General features: G+C 35.8%; 20 protein-coding genes. 11 read left to right on the forward strand and 9 right to left on the reverse strand.

Annotated elements, in window-relative coordinates; translation table 11 throughout:
• Nucleotides 1–112: 112 nt before the first annotated feature.
• The 4 genes from CYAN10605_RS10570 to cpcA form a co-directional block, all read right to left on the reverse strand.
• Nucleotides 113–1222: an S-(hydroxymethyl)glutathione dehydrogenase/class III alcohol dehydrogenase gene (locus tag CYAN10605_RS10570; protein WP_041922819.1), complete on the reverse strand. Its 1110-nt coding sequence runs from the start codon at nucleotides 1220–1222 to the stop codon at nucleotides 113–115.
• Nucleotides 1223–1381: 159 nt separating this feature from the next.
• Nucleotides 1382–1642 (reverse strand): rod-capping linker protein CpcD, encoded by a 261-nt coding sequence (gene cpcD, locus CYAN10605_RS10575; protein WP_015219930.1) that lies wholly within the window; start codon nucleotides 1640–1642, stop codon nucleotides 1382–1384.
• A gap of 28 nt (nucleotides 1643–1670) precedes the next feature.
• Nucleotides 1671–2531 (reverse strand): phycobilisome linker polypeptide, encoded by an 861-nt coding sequence (locus CYAN10605_RS10580; RefSeq protein WP_015219931.1) that lies wholly within the window; start codon nucleotides 2529–2531, stop codon nucleotides 1671–1673.
• An 88-nt stretch (nucleotides 2532–2619) separates the two neighbouring features.
• On the reverse strand, nucleotides 2620–3108 hold the full coding sequence (gene cpcA / locus CYAN10605_RS10585) for a C-phycocyanin subunit alpha (protein ID WP_015219932.1): 489 nt from the start codon (nucleotides 3106–3108) through the stop codon (nucleotides 2620–2622).
• 959 nt (nucleotides 3109–4067) lie between these two features.
• Here cpcA and CYAN10605_RS10590 point away from each other — a divergent pair.
• The 6 genes from CYAN10605_RS10590 (at nucleotide 4068) to CYAN10605_RS10615 (ending at nucleotide 10808) form a co-directional block, all read left to right on the forward strand.
• Nucleotides 4068–6140: a TonB-dependent siderophore receptor gene (locus CYAN10605_RS10590; RefSeq protein ID WP_015219933.1), complete on the forward strand. Its 2073-nt coding sequence runs from the start codon at nucleotides 4068–4070 to the stop codon at nucleotides 6138–6140.
• A gap of 88 nt (nucleotides 6141–6228) precedes the next feature.
• Nucleotides 6229–7200, forward strand: coding sequence for an ABC transporter substrate-binding protein (locus CYAN10605_RS10595; RefSeq protein WP_015219934.1), 972 nt, complete (start codon nucleotides 6229–6231; stop codon nucleotides 7198–7200).
• A gap of 21 nt (nucleotides 7201–7221) precedes the next feature.
• Nucleotides 7222–7599 carry a DUF1636 domain-containing protein gene (locus tag CYAN10605_RS10600; RefSeq protein ID WP_015219935.1) on the forward strand — a complete coding sequence of 126 codons (378 nt, stop codon included), beginning with the start codon at nucleotides 7222–7224 and terminating at the stop codon, nucleotides 7597–7599.
• Between the two features lie 169 nt (nucleotides 7600–7768).
• Nucleotides 7769–8005 (forward strand): MFS transporter, encoded by a 237-nt coding sequence (locus CYAN10605_RS10605; RefSeq protein ID WP_041922485.1) that lies wholly within the window; start codon nucleotides 7769–7771, stop codon nucleotides 8003–8005.
• A 248-nt stretch (nucleotides 8006–8253) separates the two neighbouring features.
• Complete coding sequence (locus CYAN10605_RS10610; protein ID WP_015219936.1) at nucleotides 8254–9525, forward strand: M16 family metallopeptidase; 1272 nt, start codon at nucleotides 8254–8256, stop codon at nucleotides 9523–9525.
• Between the two features lie 80 nt (nucleotides 9526–9605).
• Nucleotides 9606–10808, forward strand: a complete 1203-nt coding sequence (locus CYAN10605_RS10615) for a glycosyltransferase family protein (RefSeq protein ID WP_015219937.1) — start codon at nucleotides 9606–9608, stop codon at nucleotides 10806–10808.
• On the opposite strand, the gene CYAN10605_RS10620 is transcribed toward CYAN10605_RS10615, so the two are convergent.
• Complete coding sequence (locus CYAN10605_RS10620) at nucleotides 10805–11362, reverse strand: DNA cytosine methyltransferase (protein WP_015219938.1); 558 nt, start codon at nucleotides 11360–11362, stop codon at nucleotides 10805–10807. The two genes, CYAN10605_RS10615 and CYAN10605_RS10620, sit on opposite strands and share 4 nt — an antisense overlap.
• Before the next feature lie 440 nt (nucleotides 11363–11802).
• Here CYAN10605_RS10620 and CYAN10605_RS10625 point away from each other — a divergent pair, with 440 nt between their 5' ends.
• Nucleotides 11803–12705, forward strand: a complete 903-nt coding sequence (locus tag CYAN10605_RS10625) for a histone deacetylase family protein (RefSeq protein ID WP_015219939.1) — start codon at nucleotides 11803–11805, stop codon at nucleotides 12703–12705.
• Nucleotides 12706–12825: 120 nt separating this feature from the next.
• Here the strand turns inward: CYAN10605_RS10625 and glgX are convergent, their stop codons facing one another.
• From glgX to CYAN10605_RS10640, 3 genes are all read right to left on the reverse strand, one after another.
• The gene (gene glgX, locus CYAN10605_RS10630) at nucleotides 12826–14892 is read right to left on the reverse strand and encodes a glycogen debranching protein GlgX (protein WP_015219940.1); all 2067 of its coding nucleotides are present in this window, start codon (nucleotides 14890–14892) and stop codon (nucleotides 12826–12828) included.
• Between the two features lie 65 nt (nucleotides 14893–14957).
• Nucleotides 14958–15668 carry a M15 family metallopeptidase gene (locus CYAN10605_RS10635; RefSeq protein WP_015219941.1) on the reverse strand — a complete coding sequence of 237 codons (711 nt, stop codon included), beginning with the start codon at nucleotides 15666–15668 and terminating at the stop codon, nucleotides 14958–14960.
• 113 nt (nucleotides 15669–15781) lie between these two features.
• Entirely contained in the window at nucleotides 15782–16426 is a 645-nt protein-coding gene (locus tag CYAN10605_RS10640) for a class I SAM-dependent methyltransferase (RefSeq protein ID WP_015219942.1), read from the reverse strand.
• A 474-nt stretch (nucleotides 16427–16900) separates the two neighbouring features.
• On the opposite strand from CYAN10605_RS10640, the gene CYAN10605_RS10645 reads away from it, so the two are divergent.
• The 4 genes from CYAN10605_RS10645 to CYAN10605_RS10655 all read left to right on the forward strand — a co-directional run bounded on the left by CYAN10605_RS10645 (nucleotide 16901) and on the right by CYAN10605_RS10655 (nucleotide 20720).
• Nucleotides 16901–19147: a heavy metal translocating P-type ATPase gene (locus tag CYAN10605_RS10645; protein ID WP_015219944.1), complete on the forward strand. Its 2247-nt coding sequence runs from the start codon at nucleotides 16901–16903 to the stop codon at nucleotides 19145–19147.
• A gap of 109 nt (nucleotides 19148–19256) precedes the next feature.
• Complete coding sequence (locus tag CYAN10605_RS18865) at nucleotides 19257–19397, forward strand: hypothetical protein (RefSeq protein WP_015219945.1); 141 nt, start codon at nucleotides 19257–19259, stop codon at nucleotides 19395–19397.
• Nucleotides 19398–19556: 159 nt separating this feature from the next.
• Nucleotides 19557–20279 (forward strand): pyridoxine 5'-phosphate synthase, encoded by a 723-nt coding sequence (locus tag CYAN10605_RS10650; protein ID WP_015219946.1) that lies wholly within the window; start codon nucleotides 19557–19559, stop codon nucleotides 20277–20279.
• A 111-nt stretch (nucleotides 20280–20390) separates the two neighbouring features.
• A complete protein-coding gene (locus CYAN10605_RS10655) occupies nucleotides 20391–20720 on the forward strand; it encodes an MgPME-cyclase complex family protein (protein WP_015219947.1) in 330 nt (109 codons plus the stop codon).
• A gap of 180 nt (nucleotides 20721–20900) precedes the next feature.
• Here the strand turns inward: CYAN10605_RS10655 and CYAN10605_RS10660 are convergent, their stop codons facing one another.
• Nucleotides 20901–22043 carry an anhydro-N-acetylmuramic acid kinase gene (locus CYAN10605_RS10660; protein ID WP_015219948.1) on the reverse strand — a complete coding sequence of 381 codons (1143 nt, stop codon included), beginning with the start codon at nucleotides 22041–22043 and terminating at the stop codon, nucleotides 20901–20903.
• Nucleotides 22044–22267: the final 224 nt, after the last annotated feature.

Consider the following 22267-nt stretch of genomic DNA (forward strand, 5'->3'; position numbering starts at 1 on the left):
ATTTATTTTCTATCATATTAAGAAAACATTTTCAATTCAATATTAAATAATCTCAACTCGGCATAAAAATAGGAAAACAAAAAAGGCGGGTTACAACACACCCTAGAAAGGTTTAGAAAGTAATAACACTGCGGATAGACTCCCCTTTGTGCATTAAATCAAATGCTGTGTTAATTTCCTCTAAAGGCATTACATGGGTAATTAAATCATCAATATTAATTTTTCCTGACTGATACCATTCCACTATCTTCGGTACATCTGTTCGTCCTTTTGCACCTCCAAAAGCTGTTCCTTTCCAGACTCTACCTGTAACTAATTGGAAAGGTCTTGTACTAATTTCTTCTCCAGCCCCTGCCACACCAACAATAGTAGAAACTCCCCAACCCTTATGGCAAGATTCTAGGGCTTGACGCATAACATTAACATTACCGATACACTCAAAAGTATAGTCTGCACCGCCTTTGGTTAATTCCACTAAATAAGAGACTAAATCCCCTTCTATTTCTTTCGGATTGACAAAGTGAGTCATACCAAACTTAGATGCGATTGCTTTTTTACTATTATTAATATCCACCCCGATAATCATATCCGCCCCCACCATGCGACAGGCTTGGATTACATTTAAACCAATACCCCCCAAACCAAATACAATCACATTCGCACCAGCTTCCACTTTCGCAGTATTAATCACCGCCCCGATACCTGTAGTGACACCACAACCGATATAACAAACTTTTTCAAAAGGTACATCAGAAGGAATTTTGGCTAAAGCAATTTCAGGGACAACAGTATAATTAGCAAAAGTAGAAGTTCCCATATAATGATACAAAGGCTTACCATCAAGGGAAAAACGAGAAGTACCATCGGGCATTACTCCTTTACCCTGAGTTACTCGAATTGCCTGACAAAGATTTGTTTTAAAACTGAGACAATATTCACATTCACGACATTCAGGGATATATAAAGGAATAACACAATCTCCCACCTTTAAACTTTTGACATTCTTGCCTACTTCCACAACAACCCCAGCCCCTTCATGACCTAAAATACTGGGGAATAATCCTTCAGGGTCTTTTCCTGATAAAGTATAAGCATCAGTATGACAAACTCCTGTTGCTTTAATTTCTACTAACACTTCTCCTGCTTGAGGAGGTTGTAAATCAACAGTTTCAATGGTGAGGGGTTTTCCCGCTTCTAGGGCGACTGCGGCTTTTACTTTCATTACTCTTAATATTTGATTATTGATTTTTTCTTTTTCATTATTGCCCAAAAAATGGGAAATTTCAGAAGTTTTCAGCGAAAAATTCATCATTTAAACATAAATAGCACGGACAAAAAGCCCATGCTAATCTTAAATTTATTCGAGATAAATTATTGATATTTATTCTTCGGAATCACCACTTCCCCCTTCAGAGATAACAAGGGGACTAATATTGATAATTTTGCCTCCCATGCGGTTAATGCGTTGCATTTCTTCATTCATACGAGCATAAGGCACTTGAATAAACACACTGCCACTTTTGCGGAAAGCATAGTTATTTTTGTCGTTTTCTCCACTTTGCTTTAAGCCTGTGACTTCATAGACGAAAACACGATTTTTAGCAGGAGAATAGGAACTACCACTAACTAATGTACTTAACATTTTCTAAACCTCCATGATAGTTGAATAATTACGCTAAAGTAATACTAGCTACTTTTCCACCCATTTTTTGGATTTTTTGTAAAGTGGTGGATAAGTCTTCGTAAGGTACTAACCACTCACGGCTAATACGACGTACTTTGGGATAACGGGGTAAATTCATCGCCGCTACTTCAATACGATAAACACGTCCTTCACGGGTGGAATTTCTGAAGGTTTGATTGGGGGTAACACCCTTACTAGATGGACGATATGCCCAACCTTCACCGCTACCAGAGGGATTGACTACCGCAGAAACTCCATTACGTCCTAATTCGGAAGCTAAACGGGATTTATTACCACCAACTTGGGCGCGATCGCTGTTGGCATAGCCACGATATAATTGGAACATACGGGTAAAACCAACAGTTTTTTGGTCAGTTTGAGTATTGAATCCTCTGTAGTAAGGAACAACATTTTCCCCGAAACTGCGACTATATTCTTCAGAGTCGATGTAAGAGTCAATATCAGCCTCATAACCTTCATTTTGATATAAGTCTAAATGCTCAATCACTTCAGACTCATCATAGGGAGCTCTTCCCAATAAGTGCTTAATATTGAGTTCGATGACTCTGGTTTGGAAGTTGTTATAAAGGAATTTATTTTTGTAAAGTTCAGATTTCGCAACCATGCGCACAAAATCACGAACAGTAATTGAACCATTACATAATAAAGACTCTGCATTAGAAAGGCGCTCGGATTTCATAATATAGTCATTACCGAGAACTTGCTTATAAACAGCATTAATAGCAACTTGTGCTTCTTCTTTTGTCCAATTAGGGCGCAATTCTACGGGTTTGAAGTCGTTAAATGCAGATACACCTAAACGAGATGCGGCGGCAGTAATAGCCATGATGTTTTTTCCTCCGTTATTTGTTTTATTTGGGATTAATTGTTTTATTTGGGATTAAATAAATTAATTAAAAAGACATGAATTAGCTTTAGCTTAAAGCGTTAATAGCATAATCAATGTAAGAATTAGCCTCTACCGCAGGATCACCACTTAAGCCATGATTTGCCTTGATATATTTGAGAGCTTCAATGTACCAACTAGGAGATAAATCAAAAGTACGATTAATTTCCTCAATACCAGAAATTAAGTATTCATCCATAGGACCAGTACCACCAGCAACAAGGCAGTATGTCACCATACGAAGATAGTAGCCAATATCTCTTGCACATTTATCTTTCCCTCTTTGATCTGCGGCAAAGTTTGCTCCTTGCATTTGGGTGGTATAAGGGAATTTTTGATATACGGCTTGAGCCGCTCCTTTAATTAATTTGTCGCTATTTTCAGTTAAAGACTTAGCGGCTTGTAAACTTGCGGTAGCTTGACGAAAACGTCCAAAAGCTACTTGAATTTCGGTACTGCTTAAAAAGCGTCCTTGAGAATCAGCACTGGATACTGCTTCGGTTAAAGGTGTTTTCATGATTGACTATGTGATTTAATGAATTTTGTTTTATTTGTTAAAAAAGTTTTTCAGTGGTTGCAATTACTGAATTTTTAAATGTTGTTTCTACTTTGTTCAACTTTGGTGATTATTTAAACAGAATCTTTGTGCAAACTACGTGCAGTTTTCCCTAGAATTTCGTAAAGTTTTATTGCGTTTTGTCAATGAAAATTAAAATTTGTTTGGTAAGGAATTATTTTTTCTTATCATGCGATCGGTTTCTATGTATGGCGATGATCTTTTTCAATGATATAATTCGCAAATTTTGAGTTCTTAATAAATTAATTGATTATGAATAAATAATTAATACTAATTGAGGGAATCTTCTATCAAGGATGCAAATTGATCAGAAAAACTTGAGAGTTTATCCAAAATATCTGCCTCGGTTTTCAAACCAATTAATCTTTTAGTTGTTTTTACTTTCTCCAATAATGCAGAACTTCTTTTAACACACTGCCTTCTCTATTTCTTCACATCCAGAGAGATTTAAAAATGTCAATATATAAGCTGATACTGTTGATAAAAAAGTAATAGAAAATGGAATAAATTTATTGGTAAAATCAGAAAAAGTAAGAATTGCACTTATGGAGGAAAAAATCACCGCAATCAATCCAAAAATAATATAAGTAGAAAACCATATTTGAGACCAAGTTTTATTCTCATCTCTAAATTTTTTTAAATCTTTAATTAATTCTTCACACCAACTAACTGATTCCTGATCTATTTTTTGTTGTAATTATTCTGAATTTAAAGTTGCTATTTTTAATTCCTGTAAATTATCTTTTTCTTCCATTTTTTAAGATAAACTTTTTAACAAATAATCAATATTTGTTGAATTTAACCCCACCGATGACATTAAGGAAATTCAAGTAACCTCTCCTGAAGCAACTTTTGTACGTATCACCATCACGGGAAAAGAGGGCATTCCCACCGGCCAAGTGATACCATCATCGGATAATCTAGTCTTAAGTGTTACAAAAGGGCAAACCGTAGTCTCTGAAAATAATGAAATCGAGATCTTAGCAACCCAAGAAAATCAAAATAATAACACTTATTTTGTGCCTTCATCATCCACTGCCACAGGTACAAATACTCGTTTATTAGATGTGCCTCAATCCATTCAAGTTGTACCTCAAAGAGTATTAGAAGATCGCAATGTGAGGGAATTAGGGGACGCTTTACGCACCGTGACGGGGGTTGTAGAGGGTAGCGGTAGGGGGACAAGTGTATTTGGACCGGGTTTTATTATTCGGGGTTTTCCTAGTAATGAGAGTGTCTTTCGGGATGGTATTCCTTATTTTACTCTTGCCCCTATTAGCACTACAGATATAGAGTCGATCGAAATTTTAAAAGGTCCTGCTTCGGTGATGTTTGGTGCGGGTGAGCCGGGGGGAATTATTAACTTAACTTCTAAAAAACCCCTAGATGAGCCTTATTATGAAGTTTCCGCCACCATTGGCAGTTTTAACACCTATTTAGTAACCACAGATTTATCCGCCCCTTTAAACGAGGATAAAAGTATCAAATATCGTTTGAATTTTTCCTATGAAAATTATGGTAGTTTCCGTGATTTTGTGGATGGCGATCGCCTCCTTGTATCTCCAATAATTACTTGGCAGATGGGAGAGAGAACGAATTTAAACTTTTATGGGCAGTATGTAGGTAGTCGAGAAACGATAGATGAAGGTTTACCTGCGAGTAACGGCAAAATACTGAATTTACCCCGTGAGCGGTTTTTAGGAGAAGATTTTGCTAGGTTTGAACAGGATCAATATATGATTGGTTATAACTTTAAGCACGAATTTAGCGATAATTGGTCATTTCAACATAACCTACAGTATCTCAACTATAAACCTTTGCGTTACGCCCCTTTATTTGACTCCTTTGACGAAGAAACAGGGGAACTTTCACGCCTTGCTTACTCGGCTGACGGCAGTTATAATCGCTTTTTTACCGATGCTAAATTTACAGGAAATTTTTACACAGGCTCGGTTAAACATAAACTCTATGCAGGTGTAGAATACCGTTATAATTCCGAACGCCCCGGATTTCAGTTTAGTGACTTATATCCATCTATTAACGTTTTTGATCCTGTTTATATTGGGCGCCCATTTGCCAGAAAAACAGAATTTTTTAGAGACGATCGCATCTCAAGAATTGCCTTTTATTTTCAAGATCAAGTAGAATTTAGCCCTAATTTTAAACTATTAGCAGGATTTCGTTATGATTATGCACAACAAAATCGCACCGCAGGATTTGTCGGTGATCCTCGTGACGAATTTGAGCAAAATGATAGTAAAGTCTCTCCCCGTATCGGTTTAATTTATCAACCCGTTTCTAATGTTTCCCTTTATGCCTCTTATACGACTTCCTTTAATCCATCTTTTGCCGCCAGTCGTAACTTTGACGGTTCAACTTTTAACCCTGAAACAGGGCAACAGTGGGAAATTGGGGTAAAAACAGACATATCTGAGAGTTTTAGCATTACTGCGTCACTTTTTGACATCAGAAAGCAGAATATCGCCGTAGAAGATCCCAATAATCGATTTTTCTCTATTCAAACAGGGGAACAAACCAGCAAAGGTTTGGAACTATATTTAGGAGGGGAAATCTTGCCGGGGTGGAATTTAACCGCAGGTTACACTTATTTAGATGCGTTTGTGAGTAAGGATACCACTGGCTTAACGGATAATCGTTTACCTAATGTACCAGAAAACCAGTTTAGCTTATGGACAACTTATGAAGTGCCAGAGGGAGATTTGAAAGGTTTAGGCTTTGGTTTAGGCTTATTTTATGTAGGTGATAGACAAGGGGATATTAGTAATAGTTACAGCATTCCTAGTTATTTTCGTACGGATATGGCGTTATTTTATAAACGAGATAATTGGGATGTACAGCTAAATATCGAAAACCTGTTTGATAACACTTATTTTATTGCGGCGGATGAATTTTTAGGGGCATCTGTGGGTAAGCCTTTTGCTGTTTCGGGTAAGGTTTCTTTCCGTTTTTAGGTTTGTAGTAAGGGCTTTAGCCCTTATTTTAAAAACAAGGGACAATATACCCACTCCACACAATCTCAATGCCTCTTAATCAAATCCCATGAATATTCATTTTTCCAAATTATTTCTCTGTCTCTCTCTAATTAGCTTATTCTCTTGGAGTTGTCAAAGTGCTAATTCTCCCCCTGTTATCACTAATCAAAATTGTCATCAAGTTAACCACTCTCAAGGAGTTACTTGTATTCCCAATGATTGGCAAACCTTAGTCGCCCTCGATTCTGTTACAACCGAAGGTGCGATCGCGCTTGGTATAACGCCATTAGGTACAACTTTTTCGGGCATATCTAAACATTTAGAGGATAGATTAACCAATGTCAACAATATTGGCATAACGGGCGAACCAAATATCGAGAAAATATTAGCACTGAAGCCCGATTTAATTGTCGGTATCGATGGCCAAGAAAATATCTACCCTCATCTGTCTCAAATTGCCCCTACAGCCCTGATTAAATTCTCCCATAGCGGTCATTGGAAGGCTGTATTTCAAGAGTTTAGCACCCTCATAGGCAAAAAAGAGCTAGGAGAAGAAGTAATGGCGAAATATGACGGAAGAATCGCAGAATTTAGGGCAAAAATAGGTGATAATCCCCCAGTAGTTTCTGTGGTGAGGATTTATCCCGATAGCATTAATCTGTATTTGCGAGACTCCTTTGTTGGCACAATTTTAACCGATGCAGGTTTACCACGCCCAGAAAGTCAAAATCTCTCTGCTGAAGAAGCGCGAAAAATTGCGGGGAATGAGATTCAAATGACGATTAGTAAGGAGTTATTAACTAAAGCAGATGGCGATGTAATCTTTATTTGGACAGGGGAAAATGACCCAAAAATCAACGAAGAATTACAACAAAAAATAATAGCACTGCAAAAAGATCCCCTCTGGCAAAATTTAAAAGCCGTCCAAAATGGCAGGGTTTATCAAGTGCCTAGTTATTGGATTGGAAGCGGTTTAATTGCCGCAAACCTAGTCTTAGATGATTTATTTAAGTATTTAATTGATGAACAAAAAAAATAGTAATAAATAAACTTTAAAAATATGAAAAAAGAAAAATTATTTATTTGTAAATCTTGTCAAATTTCCGTTAATCAAGAAATCTTAGAAGGTAAATCAGGGGGCTATTATCTCCATCAAAATTTAATCAAAAATGCAGAAAACTCATCCATAGAAATAGTAAAAAGTGGATGTTTATGGACTTGTAATCAACCCTGTGCAGTATCTTTTTTAGCTAGTAATAAATATACCTATCATTTTGTCAATATTCCTCCCTTAGATGAAAAATATCATCAAGCCTTGCTCGAATTTGGAGAGTTATATGCAGACAGTGAAAACGGCTATATCTTACCCGCAAAAGTACCTGAAATTTTACAAGAAAAACTCCTCGTTAGAATCCCTGCCGTTGATACCTATAAGTAGATGGGGGGATAGGGGGATGAGGTGATAAGGGAATGAGGAGAAGTTAATTCTACATTCTAAAGGGGTATTGGGGTATTAGGGAGAAAGTTCTTTTTTATCTTAATACCGAACTCCGAACTCCGAACTCAAATCATTTTTAATTCTTAATTTTTAATTCTTCATTTTATTAGTGAATAAAGCAAAAAATCTCAACACATTTTTAATTTTATGGATAGGAATTACCCTGTCAACTATTGGCTCACAAATGACCAATTTTGCCGTAACATTATGGGCATGGGAAGCCACAGAAAAAGCCACTCCTTTAGCCTTAATTTTATTTTTTACTCAAACACCGAGAATTATCGCCTCTCTATTTGCAGGGGTGATTGTTGATAGTTGGAATCGTAAATATTTAATGCGGTTTTAAAAATCGAGTTAATGGTTTATTATTGGGAAATATTTTAACGGAGTTTAGTAGTTGTTTAATCGGTTTATTTAAAATACCTTATTTATGGATGTTATCTGGTTTCTTTATGTCTTTTTTTGCTCCTTTAATTGGTAGCTCAAATCAGTCTATTGAAAAATTTAGCTGTTTTGTGATGAATTTAATAAATTAAGAGACTCGATCGCATTTACAATAAGAATTGTTACTCAACTATTGACGATCGCAACTCCATGACTATAACTCTAAATAAACCTCAATCCCTTCATCTGCCAACCATTACCACTCTGCCAGAGAATAATCTAACTATTATCGCTGAACAAATACCCGTTGCGGCTGTAACATTAAATATTTGGTTTAATATGGGCTCGGCAGTAGAAGCAGATAATATCAATGGCATGGCACATTTTTTAGAACACATGATCTTCAAAGGTAGCCGAAAATTAGGTTTAGGGGAATTTGAGCGTTTATTAGAAGCTAGAGGTGCGATGACAAATGCGGCAACTAGCCAAGAATATACCCATTTTTACTTTACCTGCGCCCCCCAAGATTTTGTCGATATATTACCATTACAACTAGATTTAGTTTCTAACCCTTCCCTACCCCCGGAAGAATTTACACGGGAGAAAAAAGTTGTTTTGGAGGAAATTCGCCGCTCCCATGATAACCCCCGTCGCCGTGTTTTTGACAAAATGATGAATCTTTGTTTCCCTAATTTACCTTATCATCGCCCCATTTTAGGTACAGAGGAAATTATAGAAAATTTGAAACTCGAACAAATGCAGTCATTTCACCATTCATGGTATCAACCTTCAGGGATGACTATTGTGGCGGTGGGTAATTTGCCTGTGGAAGAATTAACCGAAAATATCCTCAATACCCTTTCTTTAAAATCTAATCAACTTCAACCTCCTTCCCCTGAGTATTCCCCTGAATTGCCATTTACAGACATAATTACCGAAGAATATACAGACAGTAATTTACAACAAGCACGTTTGATGATGTTGTGGCGTGTGCCGGGTTTGAATCATCTGGAGGAAACCATTGCTTTAGATGTGTTGGCGGTAATTTTAGGTAGAGGTAAACTTTCTCGTTTATTTCGTGATTTAAGGGAAAATCGTCGATTAGTTACCCGCATATCTGCATCTAATACCACTTATAAAATTCAAGGGGAATTTTATGTTTCTGCTCAATTATCTCAAGAAAATATAGAAATTGTCCAAGCAGAAATTATTAAACATATTCAAGAAATTCAGCAATTTGGAGTTACGGAAGCAGAGTTAAATAGAGTTAAACAAAATGTTGCTAGTCAATTTATTTTTCAAAGTGAAAAACCAAGCGATCGCACTAATTTATATGGTTATTATTATTCTCAATTAAGAACTATTACCCCTGCTTTAGAATATAGTGAAAAAGTAAAACATATTACTGTAGAAAAAATCCAAGAAACTGCCATTAAATATCTTTCTCTTGATGCTTACGGAGTTTTAATTGCTAGAAACTAATTTGAGTTAGGAGTTAGGATTTCAGAGTTAGCATTATTACTAAAAAATAATCATAAAAATGGAATTAATTTCTCAAAAAAATGGATTACAAACAAGAATTAATCACCACAATTCACGATTTTGGTTGTGATATTAATGAGCTAGAATTAAAATTAATTGACTTAACAAAAGAAACAAAAACAGTTGTTTTAATCCCTGCTTTATATGAAGAAATAAAACGCCCTGCTTTACACATTATTCGTCAGGAATTAGGAAAGTGTCAATTTGTACAAACAGTCATTATCTGTGTCTATGCTAAAACCATAGAAGAATACAGAGAAACAGTACAGTTTTTTCAATCCTTACCCCAAAAAACCTATATTCTCTGGGAAAATGGTCAAAGAATCACTAATATTCTCGAATGTTTACGAGCAAAAGACCTTGATTTAATGAGATATAAAGGTAAAGGTAAAGCTGTATGGTTAGGGTTAGGATTGGCTACCTTAGCAGGAGAAGCGATCGCACTCCATGATGCTGATATAATTACCTATGATAAATCTTACCCTCTCAAACTCCTTTATCCTCTGGTAGAAAAAGAATTTGGTATTGCTTTTAATAAAGCCTATTATGCCCGTATTGGGGAAAACTCTCGTAATTTGAACGGTAGAGCCGTACGTTTGTTCGTAACTCCCTTGTTAAGTGCCTTAACGGATATGTTTGGTTATCAAAACTATCTACGCTATCTTAATGCTTTTCGTTACCCTTTATCAGGAGAATTTGCCTTAAATAGTGACTTAGCCTTAAATATTCGTATTCCTGCCAATTGGGGTTTAGAAATCGGTTTGTTAGCAGAAGTTTATCGCAATGTAGCAGAAAAAAGAATCTCTCAAATTGATTTAGGTATATTTGACCATAAACATCAAAAAATTGGTAAATCCACTAACGAAGGTTTACAGAAGATGTGTTTAGATATACTGCGATCGCTCTTTCGTACTCTAACTGAAACAGAACAAGTTATAATTACCAGAGATCATATTCATGCCCTCAGAATCAAATATCGTCGGGAAGCTCAAGACTACACTCGTCAATATTCCCTCGATGCTCGTTTTAATGGCTTAAGCTACGATCGTCATCAAGAAGAAGTCATAATCGAAATTTTCCAACAAGTGATAGGAGAATCTGGAGAATACTTTTTTGCTGATCCTTCCGGTGCTTTAATCCCCGATTGGACAAGGGCTTTGGCTGTTATGCCCGATTTGCGAGAACAACTACAAAAGGCTGTAGATGAAGATAGTCAAGTTTAAAATAGCGATAGTTGAGTGACTTTTTCTGAACATAAACCAGTCTTCCCCTCTAACATTGCAATCAAACTGCAACCTAAATGATAAGCTAAATTAACAGGCACAGCATTCCCAATTTGTTGATATTGAGAAGTCAACGAACCAGCAAATTCCCAATCATCAGGGAAAGTTTGAACTCTGGCATATTCCCTTATTGTTAAAGGTCTTGTTTCAATGGGGTGACATCTTTCTGTTTGAGTTTGAGAAGGACTACAAGTAAGGGTCAAACAAGGTTCATCATAAGCCAATCTTTTTGCAAATCCTGTTCTACCACCCCCCTGATAATAGCTATCTAATTGAGTTATATCTTGGTTAATAACATTCCAGTTGGGACGGTTTTTTTGTAAAGTCTCACAACTATTTTTATTTATATCTACTAATAATTTAGTATTTAATCCAGCATTTTCAAAACCTAAAGCCATACCACCACACCCTGCAAATAGTTCTATCACCTCGAATTTAGATTTATTCTTACTATGTAAAATTTGATAGCTACCAGAAAGATTAATTGTTGACATAATTAAATACAGTACATATATTTTTATCAAATAAAGTAGGCTTTTGTTTAAGAAAAAAGTTCTTGATCTATTGTATATATAGTTTCACCGAACTTACTTAAAATAAAATTATATTCTAAGTCTATCAAAGACCAAAATGATTTACCTGCTAATCTTTGAATGGCATATTTTTCACTTTCATTTTTATTTATAAGCTATTTTATAAATTTCTAATAATTCCCTATTTTTGGGAAGAAAATTAAGAATTGAAATATTGTCTTTCTGAGATTTAATAGAATCAATAATATTTTGTTTTAATTTTTTATATACTGTTATATAATATAATATTAATATCAATATATATAAGCAATTACCTAGCAAAAAATTATATAACTTAGATTAAATAGTTATCTTTTTATTATTTAATTTCTTTACATAAAATTATATCAAGCTCAATTTGAATGAATCTTCCTGTTGTTTATCATTCTGACTATGTTACTCCATTGCCTGAACAACACCGCTTTCCGATGCCGAAGTTTAAACTTCTCTATGAGTTGTTGTTAAAGGATCAAATTATCACTCAAGAATCTACCTATAAACCAACTATCGCTAATGATAAGTTATTACAACTAGTACATAATGAAACCTATGTAAGTCAATTTTGTGATGGTACTTTAGACGATAAAAGTAAGCGCCGTATTGGTTTGCCTTGGAGTGAGGGATTAGTAAAAAGAACTTGCACTGCGGTGGGGGGAACTATTTTAACTGTACAATTAGCATTAGAGCATGGAATTTGTTGTAATCTCGCTGGAGGTACTCATCATGCTTTTCCTGATTATGGTTCAGGCTTTTGTATTTTCAATGATATTGCGATCGCATCTCGCTATTTATTAATAGAAAAGATAGTCAATAAAATTTTGATAATTGACTTAGATGTTCATCAAGGAGACGGCACAGCTTTTATTTTTAGAGATGATGAAAGAGTGTTTACTTTTTCCATGCACTGCGAAGCGAATTTTCCTTACCGTAAACAAAAGAGCGATTTAGATATACCCCTACCCATTGGCTTAGATGATGATGGTTATTTGCAAATATTAGCCTTTCATTTAACAGATTTACTCAAACAAGTTAAACCAGATATTGTCATATATGATGCTGGAGTAGATGTTTCAGGATGCGATCGCCTCGGTAAATTATCCTTAACAGACACAGGAATTTATCGACGAGAAATGATGGTTTTAAGTACCTGTTTAGCAGAAGGTTATCCCGTCGCCGGAGTCATTGGAGGAGGATATTGCAAAGACTTAGATGAGTTAGTTTATCGTCATTCCCTGATTCATCGTGCCGCCGCCGAATGTATATAAAAGGGCAAAGGTGAAAAATTAAGAATTAAAAACTCCTAACTCTCATCCTCATTACTCGTTACTTGTTTCTCCCTAACACCCCAACACTCCAACACCCTAACACCTCGCTCAATCCCTAACCTATTTTGCAATCAAAACCACAGAAGTGCGATCGTGTACTAAATATGTATGTCCATTAATTTCGATCGCATCTTTAAGCTCATAAAAATCATCATTAGGAGGGACGGAAGTATCAATAATGCGAAACCATTTTTTACCATCCGGTGGTTGAGGAATCTGAAAATCAAGACATTCCCAATAAGCATTAAACATTACATGGAGAAATTCCCCCTTTTGAGGATGATGTAAAGTGAAAGCAATACTATGAGAATAATCACTCCAATCAGGCTTATAAAGTTGTGTACCATGCCAAATTAAATAAGGATTACCTCCATTTTCCTCTGTTTTAAGTAATCTCTCCTGCTGAAACACATCAAGGGATTGAATCAATTTGATTAAACCTTTCACAAACCGTAACAAGCCTTTATTTCTCTCAACATCATCCCAATTAAACCAACTGAGTTCATTATTTTGACAGTAGGCATTATTATTTCCGTGTTGCGATCGCCCTACTTCGTCACCCATTGTAATCATAGGTGTTCCTTGAGCTAAAAGTAGAATCACCCAAAAGTTTTTCATCTGTCTTTCTCTTAGGCGATTGATATGCCCGTCATTTGTATAACCTTCTACCCCATAATTGGCACTAAAGTTATTACTGCAACCATCTCGATTATCTTCCCCATTGGCATAGTTATTTTTTTTGCTATAGGAAACTAAATCAGCAAGGGTAAAACCATCATGACAGGTGACAAAATGGATACTACGGTTAGGCTCTCGATCAGGTTTAGTATAAATATCAGAACTACTCAAAATCCTTGCCGCTAGAAGTTTAACTGTTTTTTCATCCCCTCGCACAAAACGCCGTACATCATCTCGAAAAGGGCCATTCCATTCTGCAAACCAATCCCCATGATTGATAAATTCTCCCACCTGATACAATCCCGCCGCATCCCAGGCCTCTGCAATCAACTTAGTACCAGCTAAAATGGGGTCAGATTCCATCTCCGCTAAAACAGAAGTAATTAACATGGGTTCACCAAGATGATCTCGCCCTAGAATAGAAGCAAGGTCAAAACGAAAACCATCAATGTGCATTTCTGATACCCAATAACGAAGGGAATCTATAATTAAATTACGAGCAACGGGTTGATTTGCCTTGAAAGTGTTACCACAACCGCTAAAATTCTTATATTTTGCCTGATTATCCTCTAAAAGATAGTAAATAGAATTATCTAAGCCCTTAAAGCAAAAAGTAGGGCCAGTGTCATCCCCCTCCGCAGTATGGTTGAAAACCACATCTAAAATAACCTCAATTCCTTCTTTGTGGAAGGCTTTAACCATGTCTCGAAATTCATCCACAGGACCAGTTAAACTTTGGTTATGGCTATATTGACGGTGGGGTGCAAAAAAGCTAATAGTGCTATAACCCCAATAATTTTCCAACTCAGGCTTCACAACATCTTTCACGTCAAATTGATGTATCGGCAATAATTCCACTGCAGTAATGCCCAAATCTTTTAAATAAGGTATTTTTTCCACCAATCCAGCAAAAGTTCCCCGTTTTTTCGGATTTACTCCCGAATTTTCCCTTCTTGTAAAACCACCAACGTGCATCTCATAAATTACTGTGGAAGCAAAAGGAATACGAGGATGAGTTGTTCCTTCCCAGTCATAATGACGAGTATCTACCACCACGCTTTTTAAGGCTTGACAACAATTATCAACCCCATATTGTTTCGCTAAATTGCGATCGAATTTTTCTGTATTTACCACATCCTTAGAATAGGGATCTAATAATACTTTTGAACCATCAAAACGATGTCCTTTCTCCGGTTGAAAAGCCCCGTAAACTCGATAAGCATAAATTTGTTTGTCCTTAATACCATGGACGAATATATGCCAATAATGATAAGTTTTGTTAAGTTTAGGGTCTAAAGGAATAACGTGACTAGGTTCACTATCAGGATGATCAAATAATAATAATTCTACTCTTTCAGCGTGTTTAGAAAAGAGAGAAAAATTCACCCCCCCATCTTCTACCCTTGAACCGAGGGGATAGGTTTTACCCTCCGATATTTTATAATTCATAGTTGAAAAGAAACGCCTTGCTTTTTATAAGCTCTTATTTATATCTCAAAATCATTATATAGCGATCATTGTTCGTATTTTCCATATTTAGCGATATAATGACTCTGGGGATTAGCTTCATTTTCTAACCATGCCCACATTTGATCACCATAAGAAAAATGCCACCATTCTTCACGATGACGGTGAAATCCTGCTTTAGTCATAATTTGTAAGAGTATTTGTCGATGTTGATGATAGGTTTTTTCTGGTTCGTCTCGGGCATCAAGATAATAGTCAGGCAAAGATACAGGAGATAATTCGTCAATTTCTCCCCCCATCGGAATCGATTGCTTATTCTCATCCATAATTGTAAGGTCGATCGCACCTCCCGTACTATGAGGGGGAGGAGTAAGAGGGTTATCGCTAGGAATTGCCCAAATTTTAAATACTTCTTGATAAATTTTTTCTTTCTCTTCTTCTCCTAAAATATCAACATTAATTTCTCTCTCTTTACAAATAGAATTAAAAGTATATTCCACCATAAACTTTTGAATTGAAACAGGTCGATAAGCATCAAAAATTCTAATTTTCCAATGAGGATTTATTTTTTTTAACTCTTCTTTTGCTATCAATAACTTATCTAATACTCCTGCACGAAGAAAATAGGGAGACTTTCCTTGATAATCTGCCCCCAATCTAGCGTAAGCAGAAGGTGTTTCCAAATAAAAATCCTGCTCAGGAATCTGCACCAATGGCTCACCGCATTCTTGAATGATAATTTTTTGATAGGGCTTCATCTTCTAAATTAATAATATTTATAAATCATCAATTTTTCTATTTAAAATAGTATAATATTTCTAAAATTAATTAGTAAAGCCTTATTTAAAAATCTATAACCACAAATAAAAACTTAATTTTTTCTAGCAAAAATTCCATAAAAAGGATCTTTTCCTCCAATTCCGAACATTTGTAAAATAGCAGGTAATTCAGGTTGAGTAGCAACTATCTGAGGAGTATTGAATTCTTTAACCGATTGGAAGTAAGATTTAACAAGATGAATTCTCTGTCTATCTGTTGCATCCCTCCAAACTGCGATCGCTTTTTGATAAAACATTCGATTAGAGAAGCTAAAAATTGCCACCCCATTGGGCTTAAGAATACGGGCAATTTCGCTAAAAATGGCTTCAGGATACTGTAAATACTGTACAGAAACCGCACACAAAACCCCATCAAAATCAGCATCATTTAACGGCAATTTAGGATTTTCATTCAAATTCTGGATAAAATAACTATTTAAACGAGGATTCCTTATTAATTCTTCCTCATTCATTCCGTGACCTTCCACATGAGCAAATTCCATCTCAGGAGGTAAATGAGATACCCAACTACTCATCAAGTCCAAAATTCTTGTCTGTGGTTGCAAAAGTTGCCTATATAAATCCGTTAACTGACTAATAAAATTCTCATCCACATGGGTGACAAAACGAGGGAAAGAGTAAAATAAATTATCATCACTTTGATCTAATTTAGTTCTTTGATGGGGTTGTAATAGCATGAATCCAAGCAGGAAGGGGAATATTTAGTTAATTATACATCTGCTATCCTATAAAAATACACGAATAAAAAATAGGTAAAGAAGAAAATCAACCTGAAACCCAAAACCTAAAACCTGAAAACTACGACAAAGCTATATTTTTCCAGCAAACTCTCTTTAATCTTCAGTTTCTCTTTCCTCCTCTTCCTCATCAAGGTAATCATCCCAATTAATATCTTCTTCTTGTTCTAATTTGGGTTGAGATTGTTGTTTATCAATCATATTTCATACTCCTAAAACTTTCTTACTTATTTATCAGTTACTTTTTACCCATTTATGCAATAGTGTAGAAATTTTTTTCGATCGAGTTAATTAATTTTTATTTCAACCATATCTAAATAATTCTTGATGGACATTCTAGCTAACTAGAAGGTTTAAGCTAAAAATAATTATTGATATTGCCTTCGGTATAACTAACTATATCCAAAGAAAAAGATGATAACCCAACCATTAGAAAAACAAACTCTACAATTAAGGGGCATGAGTTGTGCGGCTTGTGCTAACAGTATTCAAAAAGCCATTAGTCGTATAGAAGGGGTGGAAGAATGTATCGTTAACTATGCCCTAGAAGAAGCTAGTGTAACTTATAATCCTCAATCAACAAATATTGAAGCCATTGAGCAAGTAGTAGAAAATATTGGTTATCAAGCCTTTGTTGATGAAGAAGATAATCTTTTCACCGATGAAGAAGAAAGTAAACGGCAAGAAAGCCAAGATTTCATCAATAAATTAATCTTCGGAGGAGTAATAAGTGCTTTTTTAGTTATTACCTCACTGCCCATGATGACAGGTTTACATATTCCTTTCATTCCTATGTGGCTACATAATCCTTGGTTACAGTTGTTGGTAACTACTCCCGTTATGTTTTGGTGTGGACAATCATTTTTTACTGGGGCAATTTCTGCTCTTCAACATCGTAGTTTTAACATGAATACCCTTGTGGCTTTGGGTACGGGGGCGGCTTATCTCTACTCCTTAGTCGTAACTATTTTCCCTCAATGGCTTGAAAATCAAGGTTTACAAGTTAGTGTTTACTATGAATCGGCGGCAGTGATTATTACTTTAATTCTCTTGGGGAAATTTTTTGAACATCGGGCTAAAAATCAGACTTCTGAAGCCATTAAGAAATTATTACAGCTAGGAGCAAAAACTGCTAGAGTCATTCGAAACGGAAATGAGCAGGAAATCCCCATTGTGAAAGTTAAAATTGATGAAATTATTATAGTACGCCCCGGGGAAAAAATACCAGTGGACGGAGAAATAATTAAAGGTGAGTCTTCCATTGATGAGAGTATGGTGACGGGAGAGTCTGAACCAGTAAAAAAAACAGTGGGAGATGAAGTAATTGGAGCGACTATTAATAAAACAGGTAGTTTTCAGTTTAAAGCCACAAGAATCGGCAAAGATACGGTATTAGCTCAAATCGTCGAATTAGTGAAACAAGCCCAATCGAGTAAAGCACCGATTCAAAAATTAGCTGATCAAATTACGGGTTGGTTTGTACCTGTGGTTATAATTATTGCCCTTGTTACTTTTCTTATCTGGTGGTTGATAGGGGGTAATTTTACTTTAGCCTTAATCGCTTCTATCAATGTTTTAATTATCGCTTGTCCTTGTGCATTAGGATTAGCTACCCCTACATCTATTATGGTTGGCACAGGGTTAGGGGCAAGTCACGGTATTTTGATTAAGGATGCTAGTAGTTTGGAAAAGGCCCACAAAATCAAAACTATCGTCTTGGATAAAACAGGCACTTTAACAGTAGGTAAACCAGTCGTAACGGACTTTATCACGGTTAATGGTACTAAAACAGAGAAAGAGATATTAACCTACGTTGCCAGTTTAGAGGCAAATTCTGAACATCCCATTGCTGAAGCTATTATCGAATATACCCGAAGACAGGGGGTAAATCCATTAGAAGTAAGTAGCTTTGAGGCAGTTTCTGGTTGCGGTGTGCAAGGATTTATCGAAGGCAAGTTAGTACGCATGGGTACAAAAAAATGGTTTCAGGAATTAGGCATTAATACGGGTAAATTAGAGAGTTTATGTAATAACGAAGTTTTTGCTAAAACTAACGCTTGGATAGCCATAGAGAGCGATATAGTAGGCTTATTAGCCCTTGCCGACAGTCTCAAGTCTTCATCTAAATTCGCAGTGGAAAAATTACAAAAAATGGGTTTAGAAGTAATTATGTTAACGGGGGATAATGAACAAACAGCGGAGAAAATTGCTCAACAAGCAGGGATTAGACGATTTTATGCTCAAGTTCGCCCTGATGAAAAAACGGCAAAAATTAAGGAAATTCAACAAAATCAAGGGAAATTAGTGGCAATGGTGGGGGATGGTATTAATGATGCTCCTGCTCTTGCTCAAGCTGATGTTGGCTTTGCTATTGGTACGGGTACAGATGTTGCGATCGCATCTAGTGATATAACTTTGATTTCAGGAGACTTGCAAACCCTTGTTTCTGCCATCAAATTGAGTAAAGCTACCATGAGAAATATTCAACAAAACCTTTTCTTTGCATATATATATAATGTGATAGGTATTCCAGTGGCCGCAGGAATTTTTTACCCTATTTTCGGACTGTTATTAAACCCCATTATTGCAGGGGGTGCAATGGCTTTTAGTTCCGTTTCCGTAGTTACAAATGCTTTAAGACTGAAAAAAATTAAGATTTGACGGGAGACTAGCTCAATTTTTCTCGTTTACATTTCTTAAAATATCGTCTATGATTAGATTTGAGTTAAAATCAATTATTTAATAAAAATATAATTAAGCATATATACTTATGAAAACCGAATTAAAAACCACTAACTATAACCTAGAACAGTTACAAAAAGCCTATCAAGCAGACCAACAAGTTAAATATATGAGCTTAGAAGCTGAATTAGAGTTGCTCTTACAACAAATTAAAACTGCCAAGAAATAAGGTTTCAGGTGTCAGGTTGCAGGTGTCAGGTTTAGGGGAGTAATGAGTAACGAGTAACGAGTAATTATCAACTATCAACTATTCATTATTCACTATTTACCTTTGCTCTTTGCCCCTTGAGTAAACTATATTGAATACTTGTCTGTTAGGAGGAAAAGATTGTTAACATTAGGAGTTAATATAGACCACGTAGCAACTATTCGTCAAGCAAGGCGTACTGTTGAACCAGACCCCGTTGCAGCTGCGGTTTTAGCAGAGTTGGGGGGCGCGGATGGTATTACTACCCATTTAAGAGAAGATCGTCGTCATATTCAAGATCGAGATGTGCGTATTTTAAGAGAAACTGTGCGTACTCATTTGAATTTAGAGATGGCACCCACAGAAGAAATGGTTGCGATCGCACTTTCTTTGAAACCTGACTATGTTACTTTAGTTCCCGAGAAAAGAGAAGAGGTAACAACAGAAGGGGGAATTGATATTGTTAATAACCTCGAAAAATTTACCGCCATTGTCGATAAAATGCAGTCGGCGGATATTCCTGTGAGTTGGTTTATTGATGCGGATGAGGCACAAATTGAAGCGGCGGCAAAAACTAAGGCTATCTTTATCGAATTACACACGGGGAAATATGCGGATGCGGAAAATGAGTCAACCCGTCAACAGGAATTAAGCGCTTTAAAAAAAGGTACTAAACAGGCTTTAGAGTTGGGTTTGAGAGTAAATGCAGGCCATGGCTTAACCTATTGGAATGTGTATCCTGTTGCTTGTATTGAAGGCATGGAAGAATTGAATATTGGTCATAGTATCATTAGCCGTGCTGTGTTAGTAGGATTAGAAAGAGCGGTTAAAGAAATGAAGCTAGCGATGAAAAATCAACTTTAATTAAGATGCTTCAGCTTATTCCTATTAAGTAAGATATAATTAACAACCGTGTCAAAATAACCTTTCTAATAGCCAACAAATTTTATAATTAACTCGAAAATAGATAAATTTATGACTACTTATTACTATCTTGTTGCCAGTGAAAAATTCTTAACCAGTGACAATGAAAATCTCCATGAAGTCTTAGAAGAAAAAGAAAGAGACTACAAGGAAAAAAATAAAGAAAAAGATTTTTGGTTTATCAAACAACCCGCATTTTTAGATGCTCCAGAATTTAAAGAAATTAAAGCAAAATGCCCTCAACCTGCGGCGGCGATTTTGTCTCTAAATGAGCAATGGATTACTTTTTTAAAATTGCGTTTAGAGTATGTTATTACTGGTAAATTTGATGCACCTTCAGCAGACATTCCTGAACCTTTAGCATCTTTAACCACTGTATAACAGTTTTTAGGTGGGTATTTCCCACCTTTTATGTAATATTTTTGGCTCTATCACTTCTCGTCGTGTAAATTGAGGATAAAAGGGATTCATCATACTACTGTGATTAACAATGAAACAGTCCTATCCTTTTAAGGGGAGACACAGAGGGTTTTTCTCTTTTTCCTACCTTAACTGAAAATTTTATCTCGAACTCAGGTAATGCTGTCCTAAAATAACCTCTTTTTTTGCCCCTGTCACCTGTGGTAGATTACCCGGAAAGTTGTTAATATGCCAATAGGCTAAAATTGCAAATGCGATCGCTTCTTTAAATTCACTACTAATACCCAAATCGTCACTATTGAGAAGACGGGAATGGGGTAAATGTGCTTGTAATCTCTCCTTTAAGTAACTATTACGACTTCCTCCTCCTGCTAAAACCACTTCATGGGGGGGAGATGGCAAAAAACGATGATAACTATCGGCAATGGAAGCAACGGTTAATTCTGTGAGAGTAGCAAGGCAATCCGCCGAAGAAAGATTATAAGTCTGAGCATCTTTTAGACATTGTTGAAGGTAATGGGGACTAAAAAGCTCTCTGCCCGTAGATTTTGGTGGTTTTTGCTTGAAAAAGTCTTGATTTAACCATTTTTTGACTAAGACTTGACAGGGCTTTCCCTGACGACTCCATTCACCATTAAAATCAAATTTTTGTTGATTATTGGTTAATTCTTGTACCGCTAAATCGATTAAAACATTTCCGGGGCCTGTATCCCAACCCATAATTTTCTCTTGCCATTGGGGTGTATGACTCGATGGAAGATAAGTGGCGTTACCAATACCGCCAATATTTTGTAAACAACGATGATGATGGGGATGGCGATATAAACATACATCTATTTTTGAGACTAAGGGCGCCCCTTGCCCTCCCAAAGCGATGTCGGCTACTCTAAAATTACTAACTGTATTAATACCCGTTAAGTAAGAGATTAAATCTCCCCTTCCTAATTGTAAGGTGTAGCCTAATTGATTTTTTTGTGGTGGTTGGTGATATACTGTTTGACCATGAGAACCGATTAGGTCAACTTTTAAATCGTCTGGAATTATGCTTGTAACTGCTTGTGCAAATTCAGATGCGATCGCATTATCTAGTTTACTAAGTTCTTCCATTGATAGAGGTTTACCAGCACAAACCTGCAAAATTTCTTCTCTTAAAGAGGGAGAATAAGGAAAAGTTTGACCGACTAATAAATCTACTTTTAAATCTAGTCCTTGTCCTTCAATATTAACAATAGCGGCATCAATGCCATCTACAGAAGTGCCACTCATTAAGCCAATTATAATCATTAATTTTATTTATGAGGTTGACTACTAATTTATTTAATTTGATATAAACTCTAGGTAATTTAAGATTATACTATCATCTTTAATAATTTTATATTTTTAGTTTAATTGAGATATTTTCTTAATATTAAAACAGAGATATTTTATTATTTAAATTAACTATCTTTCATTTTGTATATTCCTCATAAAATAATATTTTTTATCGATATTTATTAAAATGTAATTAA

Origin of the sequence: Cyanobacterium aponinum PCC 10605 (assembly GCF_000317675.1) — a bacterium.
Lineage (GTDB): Bacteria > Cyanobacteriota > Cyanobacteriia > Cyanobacteriales > Cyanobacteriaceae > PCC-10605.

What these genes read in the sequence shown, in the direction of transcription:
- cpcD (WP_015219930.1), bottom strand. Translation starts at nt 1,642, where the DNA reads ATGTTAAGTACATTAGTTAGTGGTAGTTCCTATTCTCCTGCTAAAAAT.
- CYAN10605_RS10610 (WP_015219936.1), top strand. Translation starts at nt 8,254, where the DNA reads ATGACTATAACTCTAAATAAACCTCAATCCCTTCATCTGCCAACCATT.
- CYAN10605_RS10645 (WP_015219944.1), top strand. Translation starts at nt 16,901, where the DNA reads ATGATAACCCAACCATTAGAAAAACAAACTCTACAATTAAGGGGCATG.
- cpcA (WP_015219932.1), bottom strand. Translation starts at nt 3,108, where the DNA reads ATGAAAACACCTTTAACCGAAGCAGTATCCAGTGCTGATTCTCAAGGA.
- CYAN10605_RS10595 (WP_015219934.1), top strand. Translation starts at nt 6,229, where the DNA reads ATGAATATTCATTTTTCCAAATTATTTCTCTGTCTCTCTCTAATTAGC.
- CYAN10605_RS10580 (WP_015219931.1), bottom strand. Translation starts at nt 2,531, where the DNA reads ATGGCTATTACTGCCGCCGCATCTCGTTTAGGTGTATCTGCATTTAAC.
- CYAN10605_RS10600 (WP_015219935.1), top strand. Translation starts at nt 7,222, where the DNA reads ATGAAAAAAGAAAAATTATTTATTTGTAAATCTTGTCAAATTTCCGTT.
- CYAN10605_RS10570 (WP_041922819.1), bottom strand. Translation starts at nt 1,222, where the DNA reads ATGAAAGTAAAAGCCGCAGTCGCCCTAGAAGCGGGAAAACCCCTCACC.
- CYAN10605_RS10625 (WP_015219939.1), top strand. Translation starts at nt 11,803, where the DNA reads ATGAATCTTCCTGTTGTTTATCATTCTGACTATGTTACTCCATTGCCT.
- CYAN10605_RS10660 (WP_015219948.1), bottom strand. Translation starts at nt 22,043, where the DNA reads ATGATTATAATTGGCTTAATGAGTGGCACTTCTGTAGATGGCATTGAT.
- CYAN10605_RS18865 (WP_015219945.1), top strand. Translation starts at nt 19,257, where the DNA reads ATGAAAACCGAATTAAAAACCACTAACTATAACCTAGAACAGTTACAA.
- CYAN10605_RS10620 (WP_015219938.1), bottom strand. Translation starts at nt 11,362, where the DNA reads ATGTCAACAATTAATCTTTCTGGTAGCTATCAAATTTTACATAGTAAG.
- glgX (WP_015219940.1), bottom strand. Translation starts at nt 14,892, where the DNA reads ATGAATTATAAAATATCGGAGGGTAAAACCTATCCCCTCGGTTCAAGG.
- CYAN10605_RS10635 (WP_015219941.1), bottom strand. Translation starts at nt 15,668, where the DNA reads ATGAAGCCCTATCAAAAAATTATCATTCAAGAATGCGGTGAGCCATTG.
- CYAN10605_RS10655 (WP_015219947.1), top strand. Translation starts at nt 20,391, where the DNA reads ATGACTACTTATTACTATCTTGTTGCCAGTGAAAAATTCTTAACCAGT.
- CYAN10605_RS10615 (WP_015219937.1), top strand. Translation starts at nt 9,606, where the DNA reads ATGGATTACAAACAAGAATTAATCACCACAATTCACGATTTTGGTTGT.
- CYAN10605_RS10640 (WP_015219942.1), bottom strand. Translation starts at nt 16,426, where the DNA reads ATGCTATTACAACCCCATCAAAGAACTAAATTAGATCAAAGTGATGAT.